This window comes from Erythrobacter ani (assembly GCF_019204025.1).
GTDB lineage: Bacteria > Pseudomonadota > Alphaproteobacteria > Sphingomonadales > Sphingomonadaceae > Erythrobacter > Erythrobacter ani.
In genome coordinates this window covers 762,941-780,870 of the sequence record NZ_JAGSPB010000002.1, presented here as the reverse complement: position 1 = coordinate 780,870, position 17,930 = coordinate 762,941, and the positions used below count along the sequence as shown (strand labels likewise).

Sequence of the window (17,930 nt, the reverse complement as noted above, 5' to 3'; positions counted from 1 at the left end):
TAGTAGGGTCAGGCGACAGTCGCCTTCACGATTTTGCCTGGGCTTGCGGGTGGTTCACCCTTGGGCAGTGCATCGATGTGGTCCATGCCTTCGGTAACCTGGCCCCAGACGGTGTATTGTCCGTCGAGAAATTCGGCATCGTCGAAGCAGATGAAGAACTGCGAGTTCGCGCTGTCCGGAACCTGAGTGCGGGCCATCGAGCAAGTGCCACGCGTGTGCGGTTCGCTGTTGAATTCGGCCTTCAGATCCGGCTTGTCGCTGCCGCCCATACCGGTCCCGGTCGGGTCGCCGCCCTGCGCCATGAAGCCGGGGATCACGCGGTGGAAGACGACGCCGTCGTAAAATCCGTCACCGGCAAGTTCGGTGATGCGTTCGACGTGACCCGGGGCCAGATCGGGGCGAAGCTTGATAACGACATCTTTGTTCTCGCCATCGCCGGTGTCGAGGGTGAGTGTGAGTGTGAGTGTGTCGGCCATGAATAGATCTCCTTTGATTTTGTGCGCGGTATAATCAGTTGCGCGCCAGAGTCACCCGCTTGCTTTTCAAAGAACCGACTCTAAACCCGCAACCATGGTCGAACCGGGCACCTATGACGACGAAACCCTTGTGGCTGAGGCTGCAGAGGACGAAGTGCGCCCCGACGACCGGATCGATGACGAGCGTCATGACGAGGAAAACCGGCTGAAACCGGAATATGTCCGGGGCGTGCGGGATGCGCTGGATCAGGGCGATAAGACTGCGGTTTACGACCTCGTCGAACCGCTCCATCCTGCCGATATCGCCGACCTGATCGAACTGCTCGATACCGAGGAGCGCGCGGCGCTGGCCTCGTCGATCACGGACCTGATGACCAGCGAGGTGGTCGCTGAGCTGAACGATCACGTCCGCGAGGTCATGATGGAGGCTTTGGAACCGGGAGCGGTTGCGACCATTGCCGAGCAGCTGGAAACCGACGACGCGGTCCAGCTTCTGGAAGATCTCGACGAAGATGACCAGAAGGCGATCATCGCCGAGTTGGAGCCGGAAACGCAGGCGGCGGTCGAAAGCGCTCTTGCATATCCGGAAGAAACCGCCGGACGTCTGATGAGCCGCCGGGTGATGGCTGTGCCGGAGCACCTTACCATCGGTGACCTCATCGATTTCCTGCGCGAAAACGGCGATCTCGAACACGATTTCCATGAGGTTTTCGTAATCGATGCCGCGCACCATCCGGTTGGCACTTGTGCGCTCAACTGGATCCTCACGACACCGCGTTCGGTCAAGCTGACCGATGTGATGAAACGCGACCAGACGCTGATCCCGGTGACGATGGATCAGGAAGAGGTGGCGCTCATGTTCCAGAAATATGCGCTTATCTCCGCTGCCGTGGTGGACGATAGCGGGCGTCTGGTCGGACAGATGACGGTGGATGACATCGTCCACATCATTTCCGAAGAGGCGGGCGAAGATGCGCTGCTGCTGTCGGGTGCGGGCGATGGCGACATCAACGAACCGATCCGGGAAGCCTATTCCAGCCGCGTGCGCTGGCTGATCGCGAATCTTGGCACCGCGGTCGTCGCCTCCGCGATCATCGCGTTTTTCGGCGCTGCCATCGAAAAGCTTGTCGCCCTCGCCGTACTGATGCCGATCGTTGCGAGTATCGGCGGCAATGCTGGCACCCAGACCATGGCGGTCGCGGTGCGCGCCATTGCGACCAACCAGCTGACCCGGGCCAATACTCGGCGCATCCTGTGGAAGGAACTGCGCGTCGCGGTCCTTAATGGGGCGACGGTTGCAGTGCTGATCGGGATCGCGGCAGGCGTGCTGTTCTCTCCGATGATGGGCGTGGTCATCGCTGCAGCCATGATCATCAATATTGCGGTTGCAGGTCTTGCAGGGGTTCTCGTGCCTGTGATCTTCGAGCGGCTCAATCAGGATCCGGCGGTCGCATCGTCAGTCTTCGTCACGATGATCACCGATTCCATGGGCTTCTTCGCCTTCCTAGGTTTGGCAGTGGCGAGCGGGTTGACCGCCTGATAGCCCCTCCCCTCGAATGCAATCGAGGGAGACGGATATGGGCCGGGTTTCGGACAAGGTGGTGCTGCTGACGGGCGGCGCGATGGGATTGGGCAAAGCGGCGGCGAAGGCGCTTCTCGCGGAAGGTGCGCGGGTCATCATAACCGATATCGATGATGCCGCCGGCGCGGCAACCGCCGAAGAGCTCGGCCCGGATTGTTCTTTCCTCCCCCAGGACGTCACCGATTGGGACCGCTGGCAGGCGCTCATTGCCGAGGTCGAGACCAATCACGGACGGCTCGATGCGCTGGTAAACAATGCGGCGATAACGGTCTTTGGCTCGATCGCCGACATCTCGCCTGAGGATTTCCGGCGCTGTTACACCATAGACGTCGATTCGATCTTCATGGGCTGCAAGGCTGCGATCCCGCTAATGGCGAAATCCGGAGGCGGATCAATCGTAAATTTCTCCAGCGCGGCGGCCAACAAACCTAACGCCGATCTTGCCGCATATAACAGCGCCAAGGCAGCGGTGCCGATGCTGACCAAATCGATCGCGCTCTATTGCGCGCGTGAGCAAAACAATGTCCGGGTGAATTCGGTTCAGCCCGGCACAATCCTTACGCCCAACGTCGAAAGCGTCATCGCCGGAACTCCCGATCCAGACGCTACTCGCGAGGCCTTCTCCATCGCCCAGCCGATCGGCCGTATGGGAGAACCCGAAGATATCGCGCATCTCGTCGTCTATCTCGTCAGCGACGAAAGCAAATTCGCGACCGGTGCGCCCTTCATTGTGGATGGCGGGCTCAGCATCGCTTGAACGGGCAGGAGAACGTACCAAATTAAACCAATGCCGCTCCACATGACCAAGATCGCGTTCGGCGCGAAGAGCTGGAACGACCTTGCCGGGTGGTACAAGAACCGCGGCGAAATCGCGCTCACCACGCGCAATCGCCCGACCCGTCACGCGGAGATGGTCGGCGGGTCGCTGTACTGGATCCTCAACCATTCGCTTGTCGCGCGGTCTGAAATCCTGAGCTTCACCGAAACCGCCGACGGGCGCTGGAACATCAATCTCAAGCCTGAGCTGATCCGCGTTCATCAGAAAAGCAAACGTGCGCATCAGGGCTGGCGGTATCTCAAGGACGATGACGCTCCGCGCGACCTGGCCGAGGGTGAAGAAGTGGGCGATGTCCTGCCGGGAAAAATGGCGGCGAAGCTTGAACGGCTCGGGCTGATATAGGGACGACTCTCTAGCTTAAGGGTGGCGCTCCGAACCACACCCAGAGCGCGATCCCCGCTGCCACCACGAACGCGATCGCTACCCGGCCCCAGTCTGCGGATGCGATCCCTTCGACCGATTCCTGCGCTTCGCGTTTGCCAGTCACCATTGGGCCGACAATGTCGTCCATCCGAATGAAGGCGTAAACGCCGATGGCGGTGATGTGCAATCCGATCATTCCAAGAACGACGTAGAAGAAAATCTCGTGCCATTCCGTCAGCATGTCGGCGGTCAGAACTCCGACGAAACCATTTAGCGGGCCGGTAGCCCCGTCATAGGGGTCGCCTGCGAAAAGTCCCATGCCCACCTGAACGAGCATGACCGAGAGCAGCGCGATCACGGCCAGTGCGCCAAGCGGGTTGTGCCCGATATTCGCATCCTTGGAATGCTGGCCGCGAAGATAAGCGATTATGTGCGAGGGCCCGCGAACGAAATTTGCAAACCGCGCCGTGCGAGTGCCGATGATGCCCCACACTATCCGAAATATCAGAACACCCAGCAGTACTACGCCAAGCCGTGTGTGCCACCACCACAGGGAGTTTTCGCTGGTGTACCACATTGCAAACACCAGTCCGACAAAGCTCCAATGGCTCAATCGGACCGGAAGGTCCCACACCTTGACCGGCCTTGTCGTCATACAAGCCGTCCCGGCAAATCAGTCGGTATCGAGACGGAACTTGTCATGGCAGGCTTTGCAGGTGCCGCCCATCTCCTTGGCCTGCTCACCGACGGCAGCGGCGTCGCCGCTCGCCGCGGCCGTGACCAGTGCGGCGCTCGCATCGACGAAGTTCTGAGCCGCTGTTTCGAATTCGGCAGGCTCCTCCCAAATCGTCATCAGCGCTTCGGTATCATAGCCGGCGTCAACGCTGGTGCCCGACGGAAAATACCCGGTGATACGCTGTGCGCGCGCATTGATGTCGGTCGCCTGCGCTTCGATCTCCGCAAAGTCGGGTTCGCCGCTTTCCATCTGACCCCGGATCGCCTTGAAAGCATCGCCGATCGCTTCGTAATTTTCCTGACGCTCTTCGATGACGGCCGGTTCCGCTTCAGCAGCGGCAGTCTCTTCCGGCTCTGTCCCGGCTTCCCCGCCGCAAGCGGCAAGCAACACGAGCGATGCCGTTATGGCGGACAGTCGGACAGTATGGAAACGGTTCATCGATGCGCTCCTAGATGCGGGAAAGGCCTTGCAAGTCCTTGTCTATTTTGAACCAGGCGGATTGGCAATCCTTCGTTTCCGTAACGTCAGACAAGCGGCCTAGGCCTGTGATTTTGGCAAGGCTCCTATTGCGCCCTGCTCTTTTCAGCCACCCGCCGCAGCGCGTTCACATAAGTTTCGGGAGGCTGCGCTCCGGGGATCATGAACTTGCCGTTCACGATCATCGCGGGAACGCCGGAGATGTTCAGGTCCCACGCCTGCCGTTCCTCCGCGACAACCCGCGCTTCGAGATCGGCGTCATCCAGCGCCGCCTTGGCAGTTTCGCGGTGGAGGCCGACACTCGCGGCGATATCGAGCAACACTTCGCGATCACCGATCCGCCTGCGCTCATTGAAATGAGCCTTGAAAAGCGCGAGTTTAAGCTCCGTCTGCACGATGGGTCCGGCCTGTTCCAGCGCAAAGCCGAGCAGCTTGTGTGCGTCGCGGGTGTTCCACATCATGGCGGGCGGCGCTTCGCCCTCGCCCTCATAGGTCAGCGAGACGCCGGCGCTTTCCGCGATGTCTTTCATCTGGCTGCGGACCGCTGCACCCTCTTCGGCAGAGCGGCGATATTTGCGCTGGAGGTGCGCTTCCTGCTCCTCGCCGTCTGCGGGCATATCGGGATTCAGTTCGAAGGGGCGCCAGCGGATTTCCGCGTCGATCTCGCCATCGAGCTGATCCAGCGCTTTGGTCAGCTGGCCGTAACCGATGGCGCACCACGGGCACATGACATCGGAATAGATGTCGATCGTCAGCTTGTCCGGCGCGCTCATTTCGTTTTCTCCAGCCACCAATGCATCAGGCTATAGGCGATGGCAGTCGGCGGAGGCGCAGTGAACGCCGTTTCTACTCCGTCGTCTTCATACCCACGCGCATGGGAAACCGCATGCTCTACCTCATCTCTGGTGAACCAGCGCGCCTCTTCCAACTCCTCGACATCGAGCGTGATTTCGGTCTCGTCGGTTTGCGAATAGCAGCCGATCATCAGCTGGCTGGGAAACGGCCAGGGCTGCGTCGCAATATATTCGACATCGCGAACGCGCAGACCAGCCTCCTCCCAGACCTCGCGAGCAACCGCCTCTTCGATGGTTTCGCCGGGTTCGACGAACCCTGCGAGCGCCGAAAAGCTGCGCGGCGGGAAGCGCGGCTGGCGGCCGAGCAGCAGACGTCCTTCGTTCTCGACCAGCATGATCGTTACCGGATCGGTGCGAGGGAAATGCTGCGCTTGGCAATTGTCGCAATTGCGCTGCCACCCGCCTTTTGCGGGCTTTGTCGCAGAGCCGCAGCGGGCGCAGAACCGGTGCCGCGCATGCCAATCAACGAGGCTGCGCGCACCGCCATAGATCGCCAGATCGGGCGGGCTGAGCTGCTGGATCGCCGCCCATGCCCGCGGCATGGCGTAGGCAGGGCCGGTCGCGCCATCGTCCGGCACCGCAGCGAAGCACGCCTTCTCTTCTAGCAGGCCGAGAAACACCAGCTCCGCTTCCGGATCGACGTCGGCGAGCGTACCCCATTGGAGCATACCGTCCTCGCCAATTTGCGGCAGCAGGCCGTCCAGCAACAGGACTTTCGCGCGCCAATCCATCCGAGCAGCGAGCGCTTCGGGATCGACCCGGATCAGGTCAGCGCGGTCTATTGGAGAACCGGCAAACGCTATCGGTCCGGTCCGGGCGAGCTCTGGATGCGCCGGGTGGCTCATCAAGCGGCCTTGGCGGCACGCATGGCCGTAAGGTCCGTCTCCAAGGCTTTCAGGAACTCATCGCGCATCGGATAGGCTTCGGTGGGCATGTATTGTGTCCAGAGCGCAGAGCGCAGGCCGAGATTGTAATCGACCGCCGCTATAGTGCCCGCTGCGCCGCCCCAGCCGAATGTGCCATTCAGCACCCGGCCGCCCGCGCCATGCCCCTGGCCTGCGATCCACGAGGTGGAGGTATCCACGGTGTCGGGAAGCAGGTTCGACGTTCCCACACGCACTGCGGTCTCTCCCATCACCTCGGTTCCATCGATAGTGCCGTAACCCAGCAGCATGCGCAGGAAGCGGTCGTAATCCTTGGGCGAAGAGACCAGTCCGCCGCCGCCCGAAGGCACTTTGGGCGCATCCGTGTAGATCGTCGCCGCCGCCAGATCGAGCGGCAGAGGAAAGCCGCCGAGGATGCCGTAATTGTCGGTCATGCGATCAAGCTCGCTTTCCGGGACGGTCATCCAGGTGCTGTTCATGCCGCAAGGCTCGAATATGCGTGTCTGCAGGAAGCTTTCGAAATCCATTCCGGATGCTACCTCGATCACGCGGCCCAGCAAGTCGATACTGGCAGAATAGCTCCACTGCGTCGCGGGCTGGTACATCAGCGGCAATTCGGCAAGCCGATCGGCCCAGACCTCGAGTCCCGGAGCCGGCGTCACATCGGGAAAGCCGGGGATCGGCATGCGGCTGACGCGCCCCCCGACGATGCCGTTTTCATTATAGGCGTCCCGCAATGGCCCCTTGCTGACGATATTGTATCCCAGACCAGCCGTGTGCGTAAGCAGATGGCGGATGGTAATCGGCGTCTCTGCTGGGACAGTGTTATCGAGCGGCCCGTTCGGGTCGACGAGCACCTGCATGTCCCGGAATGCAGGAAGCACTTCATGCAGCGGTTGATCGAGAGCCAGTTCGCCATCGTCGATCAGCATCATGGTCGCCATTCCGGTGACCGGCTTCGTCATCGAATAGATGCGGTAGAGCGAGTTCTCATCTACAGCGCCCGCGCGGGTAAAGCCGAGCTGTCCTCCGCCGACCGTGTGGGCGTGATCTTCCTGACCCCAGCCGAATGTGAGAAACAGGTTTGCGACCTTTCCCTCGGACAAATAGCGTTCGACCAGGGATGCAACCGACGGCCATGCCTGGCTTACATCATGCGCAAGCAGCGATCGCCCGAATGGAAGCGCGGCCAGCGCCGCGCCTGCTGCGAGGTAGCCCCCTCCGCGAAACAGCGAACGGCGTGAAAGATCGGATGGTGCGATAGCGCTAAATGTCATGGAATATTCTCTCCGGGCGGGACTCGATTTGCGACTGTTTGAGCGAGTTGAAACCAGTGGTCAATCAGGACTTGCTTTTGCATGGTGTGGTACCCATATAACACACATGTTCAATCTACTTTCATGGCTTATCGGCCTTCTTTCACTCGTCATCGTCATTCCGGCGCAAATCCCGCTTTTGGGATGGGCCAACTGGATCGCCCTCCCCTTTATCGTGGTGGGCATCGTGATCGGCGCGCTTTCGTCGAGCGACAGCGGGCGCAATTTCTGCCTCGTCGTCCTGCTTATTGCAGCAGTCCGGCTCACGCTTGGCGGCGGGATTCTCTAACCCCGCGAAAGCACGGTCCGGGCAGCCTTCGCGAAGAGCGTAGGCAGGCCCGCCGCTTCGATCTCGCTGACCGGCCACCAATCGCCTTTGCCATCCGGCACGGAAACGGTCCGACCATATTTGACCGTGAGCGCTAAATGCGCGTGCGTGAACGTGTGCCGAACGGTGCCCGCGTCCTGCCAATCCGCGGCGATCGGCGGCTTGCCCGAACCGTCCTCGCGCGCAGACCAGCCATCATCCGGCAGCGCGCGCATCCCTCCCAGCATCCCGGTGCCTTCACGCGTCACAAGCCAGACGTGCTCATCGCGCTCGATCCAATAGGCCGTGCCCTTGCGTTCTGGCTTGGCTTTCTTCGGAGGTTTGACCGGCAGGCGTTCCGGCTCTCCGGCCCGCAAGCCTTCGCAGTTTACCTGAAGCGGGCAAAGGAGGCATCGCGGCGATTTGCTGGTGCAGATGCTCGAGCCGAGGTCCATCATCGCCTGCGCAAAATCACCCGAACGGTCTTCGGGTGTGACGGTTGCCGCTTTTTCCTTGATCGCCTTGCGCGACGCCGGAAGCGGATCGGTAATGTTGAACAACCGCGAAACGACACGCTCAACATTGGCATCCACCACGACCGCGCGACTATCGAACGCGATCGCCGCGATTGCCGCTGCGGTATAGGTGCCCAGTCCTGGAAGTTCGCGCAGCTCCGCCTCGGTCTTCGGGAATCCGCCTCGCCGTGCAACCTCCCGCGCGCATTTCACGAGATTGCGCGCCCGCGAATAATAACCGAGCCCCGCCCACGCCGCCATCACCTCGTGTTCAGGCGCAGTGGCAAGATCTTTGACGCTCGGCCAGATGCGGGTGAATTTCTCGAAATAGGGCTTCACCGCGGCGACGGTCGTTTGTTGCAGCATCACTTCCGACAGCCATACGCGGTAGGGCCAAGCGTCGTCATCTGGCAGCGCTTCACCCGGCGGGCTTCGCCAGGGAAGTGCGCGCGCATGCTTGTCGTACCAGTCGAGCAGAGTGGAAGAGATTGCGTCGCCCATGGAAGTCACGCGCGCCGTATGGCATGGCATTTCGTGAAATGGGAAGCGACAACTCGAAGAAGCCTGGGAAACCGGCGAAGAAAGGCGTGAAGCCGTATCAGCGCGCTCGCGGTGGTGGCGCCAAGGCCATCGGCGACCTCATGCCGGAAATCGGGCGGACGGCGTTCCGACGCTTCGGCTTCGTACAAAGCTCGGTCGTAACCCGCTGGCCCGAAATCGTCGGCCCCAATCACGCCCGCGTGTGCAGCCCCGAGGCAATCCGTTTTCCCCCCGGCGAAAAATCCGAAGGTATCCTGCAGCTCGTCGTCAGCCCCGCCCACGCACCATTGATCCAGCAAGTCACGCCGGAAATCATGGAGCGGGTGAACCGGTTTTTCGGATACAACGCCGTTGCGCGGGTCAAAATCCGGCAAGGCGTGGTTAAGCCAACACATGCTCAAAAGCCTGCCAAGGCGCCGCCTTCGCTCAAGCCGATTCCGATGGAACTCGGGGACAGCCTGCGCGATATCGGCGATCCGGAACTGCGCACCGTGCTGGAATCGCTGGCCCGCAGCTTCGACGACACAAAAAGCAATGGGGACAAGGGATGAGAGCTTTTATGAGCGCCGGCGCGCTGTTGGCTCTCTGCCTTGCGCCGTCCCTGTCGGCACAAAGTCTCGAGGAGGAACAGAGCGCGTTCAAGGATCTCACCAGCAAAAAGGCTTGGCATGCCACGGTCGAGCGGACCGATCGCGGCCACCTTATCGGCAATCCCGACGCCGAAGAACGCCTCATCATGTTTGTCAGCTACGGCTGCGAAGGATGCTACGATTTCGCCTTTCGTGGCGATCCCGAACTCGACATTGCATTGCTCGCGCCGGGTCTGCTCAACCTGGAAATCCGTCAACGTTTCAATCATCCCGTCGATTTGCCGCTCAGCCTGCTTGCACAGTGCGGGGAGCCTGCAAAGTTCAAGGTCAATCACGCGATGCTGATGCGCGCGCAGGCCCGCTGGGTAGAACGCTGGGATAGCGCCTCCGCTTTCAACCGCGCGAACTGGTCCCGCGAGACCCTGCCCGCCCGGCGCAGCCTCGTCTCCGCGCTCGATTTCGACGACATGATGGCTCGGCGGCGCGGATATTCGCGGATGGACCTCGGCACCTGCCTGTCCGATCGCAAGGCGACCGCAAAACTCATCTCCAACAGTCGGGCAGATGCCGAGGAATTCGGCTTACCGTCTGACGCGGCAGCCTTCGCAAAACCGTATTTCGCGCTGAATGGCGAGATGCTTAACGGCGTACATTCCTGGGATGCTCTCTACGAGCTGCTCTCGGAACGCTTCAAGCCTGATCCCGAGGACAGCTGACGCTGCGACATGCTGCGGCTTGTCCCAAATTGATCCAGCGGCGCAGTTATGCCGTATTTTTGCACAGGACGTGTCTCCGCGCTATTGGCGCTCGCGAAACCACCCGTTTATTCTCTCAAATCCGACTGAAGGTAGCACTCACATGATTTCGACCCGCAAACGCAATATCCGCTCGGCTCTTTCGCTCGGCCTGATCGCGCCGTTCATGCTGGCAGCGTGCAACAGCGCCGCTGAAGATGGCGGTACGGAAGCCGGTGAAGCCATTGCCGCAATCCCCGCACCGGAAGGTGCGAGCTGGACGGAAACGGTGACCGTTTCTCCAGAAGACGGCTACGTTCTGGGCAACCCGGATGCGCCGATCAAATTGCTCGAGTTCGCCTCGCACACCTGCGGCGCGTGCGCCAATTTCTCGCAAAACGGGAAGGCACCGCTCAAGGAATATGTCGAAACAGGAGTGGTGAGTTTCGAACAGCGCAATCTCGTGCGCGACCCGATCGATCTCACCATCGCGACGCTGGTTCGCTGCGGCCAGAAAGAGAACATGCAGGTTCTCTCGGATCAGGCATGGGGATCGCTCAACGACATCTTCGGAAGCGTGCAGCAGAACGCCGCGCAGTATGAAGCCTCGGGCGAACTGCCGATCGAACAGCGCTTTGTCGCGATTGCCGAAGCCGCCGGGCTGATCGAATTTTTCTCGGCGCGCGGTCTCTCTGCCGATCAGGCGCGGGCGTGCCTGTCGGACACGGCAACGATCGAAACCATCGCCAACAATTCCGCCGAGCAGGCGAACGAATTGAATGTTTCGGGAACACCAACCTTCTTCCTTAACGGCAACCGGATCGAGGGGATCACCTGGAACGACATCGAACCTGCCCTGCAGCGCGCCGGCGCACGGCAAGAGTAAGCGGGGAACACGCGAACCCATGCAGATCAGCCGGCTCAAGCTCAGCGGTTTCAAGAGCTTTGTCGAGCCGGCTGAATTGCGCATCGAACCCGGGCTGACCGGCGTTGTCGGGCCGAATGGCTGCGGCAAATCCAATCTTCTCGAAGCGATCCGGTGGGTCATGGGGGAAACCTCGGCCAAGTCGATGCGCTCCGGCGGTATGGAAGACGTCATCTTTGCAGGGACGTCTACGCGGCCCGAACGCGCTTTTGCCGAGGTCGTGCTCCATGCCGAGGATGATGACGGCGAAGAGCTGGTCGTCACCCGCCGCATCGAACGCGGTGCAGGCAGCGCCTACCGCGTCAACGGAGGCGATGTTCGGGCGAAAGACGTCGCGCTGACTTTCGCCGATGCAGCCACCGGTGCGCACTCCCCCGCGCTTGTGAGCCAGGGCAAGATTGCGCAGGTTATTGCCGCCAAGCCAGCCGAACGGCGCAAGATGCTCGAAGAGGCGGCAGGTATTTCCGGGCTGCACGTGCGGCGCAAGGATGCGGAGAGCAAGCTTCGCTCGACCGAATCGAACCTCGCCCGGCTCGAAGACCTGATGGCAGGTCTGGATTCGCAGATGGCCTCGCTCAAGCGGCAAGCCAAGCAGGCCGAGCGCTACAAGAAGCTCACCGACGAAATCACAACGGCGGAGGCGCGGCTGCTTTTTGCCCGCTGGCGCGACGCGGCCAAAGCGGCGAAGGAAGCCCGTGCCGCGGCAGAGGGCGCAGAAGCGCGCGTGAACGAGGCCAAGGCGGCAACCGAAACCGCACAGAAGGATCAGGCCGAGGCAGCCGCGAAGCTGGCCGACGCGCGCGATGAGCTGACGGATCGGCGCGACGATGCCAGCGCGCACGGGCACCGCATGTCGGCCCTGTCCGAAAAGCTGGAAAGTGCCGAAGCACGGCTCGCCGATCTCGATCGCCAGCGCAATCGTCTCGAGGAAGACCGTGTCGCAGCCGACCGCATGACGTCGGACGCCGCGAAAGCGCTGCAGAAGCTCGCGCGGGAGCTGGATGCGAGCCGCACTGCGGTTACTGATGCAGAAGGCAAGCGCCCCGCCCTTGCCGACAAGTCAGAGAATTCCGAGCGGGCGAGCCGCGCTGCCGAACTCGCTTTGGCAAAAGCCACCGCAGACCATGCCGGGGTCGAGGCCGAATGGCGTGTTGCCGAAGCCGCAATAGAGCAGGCTGAGGCGCGGCTGTCGCGACTTGAGCGCGAAGGCGAGCGTATCGAAGCATCGCGCGCCAGCCTTTCCAACGGAGTGGACCCCGAGGACGCCGTCATCCAGGCGCGCGTGGCATCCGAAGAGGCGGAACGCCAAGTCGCTAGGCTGAAAGCCAAGCTTGAGGCAGATCAGGCGCGCAAGGGCGAATTGCAGGCAGCGCGCGACGAGGCCGCCGCTGCGTTTGCGACCGCGAAAGCCGAACTTGCCGGGATCGAGCGTGAACATTCGGCCTTGGCGCGTGACCGCGATGCCCGCGACAAGCGCGCGAAGGGCCGCGCAGGCCTGCCTGCCGCGATGGACCGGATCTCCGTCGCAAAGGGTTACGAAAGAGCGCTCGCCGCGGTCCTGGGCCGCGATGCCAAATCTCCTTTGGGAACACCGGCAGAATTCGGCGATGGGCGTTATTGGACCGGCAGCGCGGCACCGTCGCAGGTCGCCGACAGCCTGCTCGACCATATTACCGATTGCCCCGAAGAACTTCGCGCGCGCCTCGCGCTTGTCCATGTGGCAGACGAAGACGATGGTCGCAGCCTTAGCCCCGGCGAATGGCTGGTCACCAAGCCGGGACATTTGCGCCGTTGGGATGGCTTTATCGCGCGCGGCGAAGGATCGGCGGAGGCCGCACGGCTCGAGGCCGCCAACAGGCTTGCCGAACTGGAGGCGCAGCTCCCCGATCTGCGGGGAGCAGCCCAACTGGCCGAGGCCGAGGAGCGCGCCGCGCGTGAGGAGCTGGCGGCGCTGCAAACGGGGCTGATTGCGCAAGAGCGAGATGTCGCGGGCGCTGTCGAGGCTGAGCGTCAAGCCTTGCGCGCACTGGATACAGCGGAGGCCGCGAAAGAGCGGATCGCCGCCCGGCTCGAAGAGCTGAAGGAAAACGAGGCCGATCTCACCGACCAGGTTGGTGCGGCCAAGGCCGAGCTAGCCGCGGCAAAATCGCAGCGCGATACCTTGCCTTCACCCGATGCGGGGCGAGCCTCGCTCGAGGCGGCGCAGGCAAAGCACGAAGCGGCGAAATCCGCTGTGCAAGCCGCCATGGCCGAACTTGCCGCGCACGATCAGGGCCTTGCCGTGTTACGCGAGCGATTGGCGGCCCAGCAGGCCGATCATGCGAGCTGGCAGGCACGCTCCGGGGAGGCGGCGCAGCGTATGGCTGAAACCGCCCGCAGGCTCGAGGAAATCGAGGAAGAACGCGCTGTCATCGCTGCCAAGCCAGCCGCGCTTATGGCCGAAATCGAACAAGGCGACGCAATGCGCGAACGCCTGACCCGCGAATTGACCGAGGCCGAGCGTGTCAGAGATGAGGCGCAAGAGCTGGTAACAAATGCGGACCGTGCTCTGGCGGATCTGACCGAAAAACTCGCCCAGGCGCGCGAGGCGCGCGCGACCCTGGCGGCGCGAGCAGAAAGCGAAGAAGAGCGCCGCGGCGAGATGTCGCGGCTATCGGGTGAGCGCTTCCAATGCCCGCCCCCGCTTTTGGCCGAACGGTTCGCCTTCGCCGAGGAGGACGTGAAGCATTCTTCTGCCGAGTCCGAAGAGATGGATCGACTTACAGCCAGCCGCGAACGGATCGGGCCAGTCAACCTTGTCGCCGCCGAAGAGCTCGCGCGGATCGAGGAAGAGCACGGCACGAATGCAACCGAACAGGCGGAGCTCGCCGAAGCGGTCAACCGCCTCCGCGGTTCGATCGGCAATCTCAATCGCGAAGGCCGCGAGCGGCTGCGGACGGCTTTCGATGAGGTCAACGAACATTTTCAGGAGCTTTACCCGCGCCTGTTCCAGGGTGGTCAGGCGCATCTCGCGCTGGTCGACAGCGACGATCCACTCGAAGCGGGACTCGAAATCTACGCTCAACCGCCCGGCAAGCGGTTGCAATCGCTCTCGCTCTTGTCGGGCGGTGAGCAGGCCTTGACCGCTACGGCGCTGATCTTCGCGCTGTTCCTGACCAATCCGGCGCCGATCTGCGTGCTCGACGAAGTCGACGCGCCGCTGGACGATGCCAATGTCGAACGCTTCTGCGACCTGCTCGATTCGATGGTCCGAACCACAAACACCCGCTATCTGATTGTCACGCACAACGCTGTCACCATGAGCCGTATGCACCGGCTTTTCGGTGTGACGATGGCAGAAAAAGGTGTGTCGCGCCTGGTAAGCGTGGACCTCGGCGAGGCAGCGCTGATGGCCGCCGAGTAGGCTGGCGTTCGGCCTAACTATCGAGCGCCTTTGCCAGGCGCCCCCTGATCGATTTGAGCGTAATGATCGCGGCGTCGACATTTGCTGTGCTTGTAGAAATAGCCTCCGCGCCGGGATCGCTCGCACTTTTGCCGCCCGATCTGCGATCGCTCATGCGCCTGTCCGCACCATCGCCACCCGATGACCGAAGGACAGCTTCGGCACCCTTGAGTGTGTAGCCCTCTTGATTCACGAGACGATCAATCGTTTCGACCATCGCCACGTCTTCTTCACGATAATACCGTCGGCCTCCGCTTCGCTTGAGCGGCTTCAGCAGTGTAAACTGCTGCTCCCAATATCGCAGGACATGCGGTTTGATATCGAGCGCTTCGCTCACTTCACCAATGGTGCGAAGTGCTCCGTCTTCTTTTCCGTCGTCGAAATCAGCCATAAGCCCCGCTCACTCCCGTCTGGGCCGAATAAGGTCCATCTTGGGCAGCCGGTTTCACTCGCCGTTCGCGATCCGCTCTTTGAGCAATTGGCTTGCCCGAAATGTCATCACTCGGCGCGGTGTAATCGGCACTTCAATCCCGGTCTTGGGATTCCGCCCAATCCGTTCATTCTTGTCCCGCAGCACGAAGCTGCCAAACCCGGAAATCTTCACATTCTCGCCCTTAGCAAGAGAGTCAGACATCTTGTCGAGAATCGATTCCACCATATCGAGCGATTCTGCGCGGCTAAATCCCAATTTGCGATTGATAGTTTCAGCCAGATCAGCCCGGGTCAAAGTCCCTACTGAACGCATCATACGCTATTCTCCTTCTCAGGTGCGACCCTGCACGAAGCGTATGAAGAGTAACGGTTTTTGCGCAATCTCGCAACTTGCACATTGTGCAATGGCCGTGTTTTGCACAAATCTTAGCCGCTATTGGACTAGATTCGCATCAAGGTCGCGCCCCAGGTGAACCCGCCACCCATCGCTTCGAACATGACGAGATCGCCAGCCTTTATACGGCCGTCGCGCCGCGCGGCGTCGAATGCGAGCGGCACCGAAGCAGCCGACGTATTCGCGTGTCTATCGACGGTGACGACCACTTTTTCCGGCGGAATGCCGAGTTTGCGAGCAGTCGCGTCGAGGATCCGCGCATTGGCTTGATGCGGGACGACCCAGTCGATATCCGCTGATGAAACCCCTGCGTCTTCAAGGACTTCGTTGAGAACGGTGGCAAGATTGACGACCGCGTGACGAAAAACCTCGCGTCCTTTCATACGCAAATGGCCGACTGTCTGAGTCGTCGAAGGCCCGCCATCGACATAGAGTAGATCGTGCTGGGCTCCGTCGGCATGCAACCGGCTCGCCAGAATACCGGCACTGGCTGTATCGGAGCGCGTACCGCCATCCTGCGCTTCGAGTACAACGGCCCCTGCCCCATCGCCGAAAAGAACGCAGGTCGTGCGATCTTCCCAATCCAGTATTCGGCTGAACGTCTCCGCGCCGATCACCAGGGCACGCTTGCCCATGCCGGTCTTGAGCAGCGAATCGGTCGTGGCGAGCGCGTAAAGGAAACCAGAGCAGACTGCCGCGACATCGAACGCGACGCAGCCATTGCAGCCGAGTGCGTCCTGAACCTTCGTGGCAGTCGCCGGAAACGTGTTGTCCGGGGTCGCGGTGGCGAGCACGATCAGATCGATCGTATCCGCTTCAATACCGGCATCGGCGAGTGCGGACCGCGCCGCTTCTATGGCCAGCGAAGACGTCGTCTCGTCATCGCCCGCAATATAGCGTTGGCGAATGCCTGTGCGCTCGACGATCCATTCGTCACTGGTGTCTATCTGTTCGGCAAGTTCGGCGTTGGTAACCACTCGTTTCGGCAATGCAGAGCCGGACCCGAGCAATCGCGCACCTGTCACGCCAGAGCCTCGCTGCCGGATGACGTTCCGTTACCGTTTTCCTTAAGCGCGGCGGTGCCCAATTCGTTCAGGTCGTGTGCGATCCTCTGGGTCAGCTTGTCCTCAAGCAGACGGGCCGCAACGGTCACCGCATGCGCGACGCCCTTGGCATTGGCGCTACCGTGGCTTTTGACGACGACGCCATTCAGGCCGAGAAAAACCGCACCATTGTGATTGTTCGGGTCCAGATGATGTCGCAGCAATTCCGTCGCTGGGCGGGAAACCAGGAAGCCGATCTTGGATCGCAGCGAGCTTGTGAATGCCTGTTTGAGCAGGTCGGTCACGAACCGGGCCGAACCCTCTATCGCCTTGAGCGCGATGTTGCCCGAGAAACCATCCGTCACAACCACATGGGTTTCCCCGCGGTTGATTTTGTCGGACTCGACGAAGCCATCGAACTTAAGCGCAAGGCCGCCTTCATTCTTGGCGCTTGCAGCCGTCAGGCAAGCGGCCGCATCGCGCAGGGCATCGGTGCCCTTAATCTCTTCTGTCCCGATATTGAGCAGGCGCACGACGGGTTTCTCAAAACCGTTCACGATCCGTGAGTAGGCTGCGCCCATGACGGCGAACTGGAGAAGATTGCGCGCATCAGCCTCAGTATTGGCGCCGAGATCGAGCATTACCACGTCATGCGCTTCAAGCGTGGGCATCAACGCGGCCAGAGCAGGCCTGTCGATCCCGGGCAGGGTCCGCAGCGCTATCTTGCTCATCGCCATCAGCGCGCCGGTGTTTCCAGCGCTGATGGCCGCGCCAGCAGCGCCTTCTTTTACGGCGTTTACAGCGAGGCCCATCGATGTCGTCTTGGCCCGGCGGATCGCACGGCTCGGCTGTTCGTCGCCGCTGATCACATCCTCGCAATGGAGGATTTCGGACGCGCCGCGCATGTTGGGATGATCTTCAAGCGCAGCTTCGATCCGCGCCTGGTCACCCACCAGCAGGAAGTTGAACTTGTCGTGAGAACGCCGAGCGAGCGCCGCGCCTTCGACCATGACGCGCACGCCTTCATCACCGCCCATCGCATCAACAGCGATACGCGGTAGGCTCATATCCGTCTCCGATCTCATCGCTTGTCGGCCTTATAGCCCGACTGCGACGACCTCACGCCCGTTATAGTATCCGCAATGCGGGCAAAGATTGTGCGGGCGTTTCAGTTCGCCGCAATTGCTGCATTCGTGATGCGCTTCGACTTTCAGCGAATCGTGCGCGCGGCGATTGCCACGGCGATGCGGGGATACTTTTCTCTTTGGAACAGCCATGGCGGCACCATTTCCTCAAATAAATTCGTGTGTTCAGATCTAATGACGTTACGTCTTGGAGCCGCCTGTAAGCCAAGGTCACCGTTCGCACAAGCGCATAAGGCTGGCGAGCATCCTTGCCGAAAGCTGGCGGGAAGCCGCGCGCTATAGCGAAAAATTCGCGCGTTGCAAGCGGAGTAGCACCCGCCTAGCAGGGCAATCGACA

20 protein-coding genes are annotated in these 17,930 nt (G+C 61.4%); 8 read left to right on the top strand and 12 right to left on the bottom strand.

Going from position 1 to position 17,930, the window contains the following annotated elements:
* Window positions 1-8: 8 nt before the first annotated feature.
* Window positions 9-476, bottom strand: a complete 468-nt coding sequence (locus tag KCG45_RS10675; protein WP_218317210.1) for a peptidylprolyl isomerase — start codon at window positions 474-476, stop codon at window positions 9-11.
* Between the two features lie 94 nt (window positions 477-570).
* Between KCG45_RS10675 and mgtE the strand changes: the two genes are divergently transcribed.
* From mgtE to KCG45_RS10660, 3 genes are read left to right on the top strand one after another with little or no spacing between them, the layout of a single operon-like run.
* Window positions 571-2,016: a magnesium transporter gene (mgtE, locus tag KCG45_RS10670; protein WP_218317209.1), complete on the top strand. Its 1,446-nt coding sequence runs from the start codon at window positions 571-573 to the stop codon at window positions 2,014-2,016.
* 37 nt (window positions 2,017-2,053) lie between these two features.
* A complete protein-coding gene (locus KCG45_RS10665) occupies window positions 2,054-2,815 on the top strand; it encodes a glucose 1-dehydrogenase (protein ID WP_218317208.1) in 762 nt (253 codons plus the stop codon).
* A 30-nt stretch (window positions 2,816-2,845) separates the two neighbouring features.
* Window positions 2,846-3,238 carry a DUF1489 family protein gene (locus KCG45_RS10660; protein ID WP_218317207.1) on the top strand — a complete coding sequence of 131 codons (393 nt, stop codon included), beginning with the start codon at window positions 2,846-2,848 and terminating at the stop codon, window positions 3,236-3,238.
* Window positions 3,239-3,248: 10 nt separating this feature from the next.
* On the opposite strand, the gene KCG45_RS10655 is transcribed toward KCG45_RS10660, so the two are convergent.
* The 5 genes from KCG45_RS10655 to KCG45_RS10635 form a co-directional block, all read right to left on the bottom strand.
* A complete protein-coding gene (locus KCG45_RS10655) occupies window positions 3,249-3,914 on the bottom strand; it encodes a cytochrome b/b6 domain-containing protein (RefSeq protein WP_218317206.1) in 666 nt (221 codons plus the stop codon).
* 18 nt (window positions 3,915-3,932) lie between these two features.
* Window positions 3,933-4,433 (bottom strand): c-type cytochrome, encoded by a 501-nt coding sequence (locus tag KCG45_RS10650; protein WP_218317205.1) that lies wholly within the window; start codon window positions 4,431-4,433, stop codon window positions 3,933-3,935.
* 125 nt (window positions 4,434-4,558) lie between these two features.
* Window positions 4,559-5,245, bottom strand: coding sequence for a DsbA family oxidoreductase (locus KCG45_RS10645; RefSeq protein WP_218317204.1), 687 nt, complete (start codon window positions 5,243-5,245; stop codon window positions 4,559-4,561).
* Window positions 5,242-6,171, bottom strand: a complete 930-nt coding sequence (gene nudC, locus KCG45_RS10640) for an NAD(+) diphosphatase (RefSeq protein ID WP_218317203.1) — start codon at window positions 6,169-6,171, stop codon at window positions 5,242-5,244. Before nudC ends, KCG45_RS10645 begins: the two co-directional genes overlap by 4 nt.
* The gene (locus KCG45_RS10635; protein WP_218317202.1) at window positions 6,171-7,487 is read right to left on the bottom strand and encodes a serine hydrolase domain-containing protein; all 1,317 of its coding nucleotides are present in this window, start codon (window positions 7,485-7,487) and stop codon (window positions 6,171-6,173) included. The genes nudC and KCG45_RS10635 overlap by 1 nt, the downstream gene beginning before the upstream one ends.
* A gap of 106 nt (window positions 7,488-7,593) precedes the next feature.
* On the opposite strand from KCG45_RS10635, the gene KCG45_RS10630 reads away from it, so the two are divergent.
* Window positions 7,594-7,815 carry a hypothetical protein gene (locus KCG45_RS10630; RefSeq protein WP_218317201.1) on the top strand — a complete coding sequence of 74 codons (222 nt, stop codon included), beginning with the start codon at window positions 7,594-7,596 and terminating at the stop codon, window positions 7,813-7,815.
* Here KCG45_RS10630 and KCG45_RS10625 read toward each other — a convergent pair.
* Window positions 7,812-8,849 (bottom strand): A/G-specific adenine glycosylase, encoded by a 1,038-nt coding sequence (locus KCG45_RS10625; protein WP_255548134.1) that lies wholly within the window; start codon window positions 8,847-8,849, stop codon window positions 7,812-7,814. The genes KCG45_RS10630 and KCG45_RS10625 overlap by 4 nt on opposite strands.
* A gap of 23 nt (window positions 8,850-8,872) precedes the next feature.
* Between KCG45_RS10625 and KCG45_RS10620 the strand changes: the two genes are divergently transcribed.
* The 4 genes from KCG45_RS10620 to KCG45_RS10605 all read left to right on the top strand — a co-directional run bounded on the left by KCG45_RS10620 (window position 8,873) and on the right by KCG45_RS10605 (window position 14,540).
* On the top strand, window positions 8,873-9,439 hold the full coding sequence (locus KCG45_RS10620; RefSeq protein WP_218317199.1) for a DUF721 domain-containing protein: 567 nt from the start codon (window positions 8,873-8,875) through the stop codon (window positions 9,437-9,439).
* Window positions 9,440-9,447: 8 nt separating this feature from the next.
* Window positions 9,448-10,194, top strand: a complete 747-nt coding sequence (locus tag KCG45_RS10615; RefSeq protein WP_218317198.1) for a DsbA family protein — start codon at window positions 9,448-9,450, stop codon at window positions 10,192-10,194.
* 142 nt (window positions 10,195-10,336) lie between these two features.
* Entirely contained in the window at window positions 10,337-11,098 is a 762-nt protein-coding gene (locus KCG45_RS10610; protein ID WP_218317197.1) for a thioredoxin domain-containing protein, read from the top strand.
* 19 nt (window positions 11,099-11,117) lie between these two features.
* Entirely contained in the window at window positions 11,118-14,540 is a 3,423-nt protein-coding gene (locus KCG45_RS10605) for a chromosome segregation SMC family protein (protein WP_218317196.1), read from the top strand.
* A 13-nt stretch (window positions 14,541-14,553) separates the two neighbouring features.
* On the opposite strand, the gene KCG45_RS10600 is transcribed toward KCG45_RS10605, so the two are convergent.
* The 5 genes from KCG45_RS10600 to rpmF form a co-directional block, all read right to left on the bottom strand.
* A complete protein-coding gene (locus KCG45_RS10600; protein ID WP_218317195.1) occupies window positions 14,554-14,970 on the bottom strand; it encodes a MerR family transcriptional regulator in 417 nt (138 codons plus the stop codon).
* Window positions 14,971-15,024: 54 nt separating this feature from the next.
* Window positions 15,025-15,327 carry an integration host factor subunit alpha gene (locus KCG45_RS10595; protein WP_218317194.1) on the bottom strand — a complete coding sequence of 101 codons (303 nt, stop codon included), beginning with the start codon at window positions 15,325-15,327 and terminating at the stop codon, window positions 15,025-15,027.
* Between the two features lie 125 nt (window positions 15,328-15,452).
* Window positions 15,453-16,430, bottom strand: a complete 978-nt coding sequence (locus KCG45_RS10590; protein WP_218317193.1) for a beta-ketoacyl-ACP synthase III — start codon at window positions 16,428-16,430, stop codon at window positions 15,453-15,455.
* Window positions 16,427-17,515: a phosphate acyltransferase PlsX gene (plsX, locus tag KCG45_RS10585; protein WP_218317192.1), complete on the bottom strand. Its 1,089-nt coding sequence runs from the start codon at window positions 17,513-17,515 to the stop codon at window positions 16,427-16,429. Before plsX ends, KCG45_RS10590 begins: the two co-directional genes overlap by 4 nt.
* Before the next feature lie 30 nt (window positions 17,516-17,545).
* Window positions 17,546-17,725, bottom strand: coding sequence for a 50S ribosomal protein L32 (gene rpmF / locus KCG45_RS10580; protein WP_152435052.1), 180 nt, complete (start codon window positions 17,723-17,725; stop codon window positions 17,546-17,548).
* Between the last annotated feature and the right edge of the window lie 205 nt (window positions 17,726-17,930).

Bases quoted from the DNA above. Each gene is read 5' to 3' on its own strand.
- nudC (WP_218317203.1), bottom strand. From the start codon at position 6,171: ATGAGCCACCCGGCGCATCCAGAGCTCGCCCGGACCGGACCGATAGCG.
- KCG45_RS10650 (WP_218317205.1), bottom strand. From the start codon at position 4,433: ATGAACCGTTTCCATACTGTCCGACTGTCCGCCATAACGGCATCGCTC.
- KCG45_RS10625 (WP_255548134.1), bottom strand. From the start codon at position 8,849: ATGGGCGACGCAATCTCTTCCACTCTGCTCGACTGGTACGACAAGCAT.
- KCG45_RS10615 (WP_218317198.1), top strand. From the start codon at position 9,448: ATGAGCGCCGGCGCGCTGTTGGCTCTCTGCCTTGCGCCGTCCCTGTCG.
- KCG45_RS10595 (WP_218317194.1), bottom strand. From the start codon at position 15,327: ATGATGCGTTCAGTAGGGACTTTGACCCGGGCTGATCTGGCTGAAACT.
- KCG45_RS10645 (WP_218317204.1), bottom strand. From the start codon at position 5,245: ATGAGCGCGCCGGACAAGCTGACGATCGACATCTATTCCGATGTCATG.
- mgtE (WP_218317209.1), top strand. From the start codon at position 571: ATGGTCGAACCGGGCACCTATGACGACGAAACCCTTGTGGCTGAGGCT.
- KCG45_RS10675 (WP_218317210.1), bottom strand. From the start codon at position 476: ATGGCCGACACACTCACACTCACACTCACCCTCGACACCGGCGATGGC.
- KCG45_RS10630 (WP_218317201.1), top strand. From the start codon at position 7,594: ATGTTCAATCTACTTTCATGGCTTATCGGCCTTCTTTCACTCGTCATC.
- KCG45_RS10660 (WP_218317207.1), top strand. From the start codon at position 2,846: ATGCCGCTCCACATGACCAAGATCGCGTTCGGCGCGAAGAGCTGGAAC.
- KCG45_RS10600 (WP_218317195.1), bottom strand. From the start codon at position 14,970: ATGGCTGATTTCGACGACGGAAAAGAAGACGGAGCACTTCGCACCATT.
- rpmF (WP_152435052.1), bottom strand. From the start codon at position 17,725: ATGGCTGTTCCAAAGAGAAAAGTATCCCCGCATCGCCGTGGCAATCGC.
- KCG45_RS10610 (WP_218317197.1), top strand. From the start codon at position 10,337: ATGATTTCGACCCGCAAACGCAATATCCGCTCGGCTCTTTCGCTCGGC.
- plsX (WP_218317192.1), bottom strand. From the start codon at position 17,515: ATGAGCCTACCGCGTATCGCTGTTGATGCGATGGGCGGTGATGAAGGC.
- KCG45_RS10655 (WP_218317206.1), bottom strand. From the start codon at position 3,914: ATGACGACAAGGCCGGTCAAGGTGTGGGACCTTCCGGTCCGATTGAGC.
- KCG45_RS10665 (WP_218317208.1), top strand. From the start codon at position 2,054: ATGGGCCGGGTTTCGGACAAGGTGGTGCTGCTGACGGGCGGCGCGATG.
- KCG45_RS10620 (WP_218317199.1), top strand. From the start codon at position 8,873: ATGGCATTTCGTGAAATGGGAAGCGACAACTCGAAGAAGCCTGGGAAA.
- KCG45_RS10605 (WP_218317196.1), top strand. From the start codon at position 11,118: ATGCAGATCAGCCGGCTCAAGCTCAGCGGTTTCAAGAGCTTTGTCGAG.
- KCG45_RS10635 (WP_218317202.1), bottom strand. From the start codon at position 7,487: ATGACATTTAGCGCTATCGCACCATCCGATCTTTCACGCCGTTCGCTG.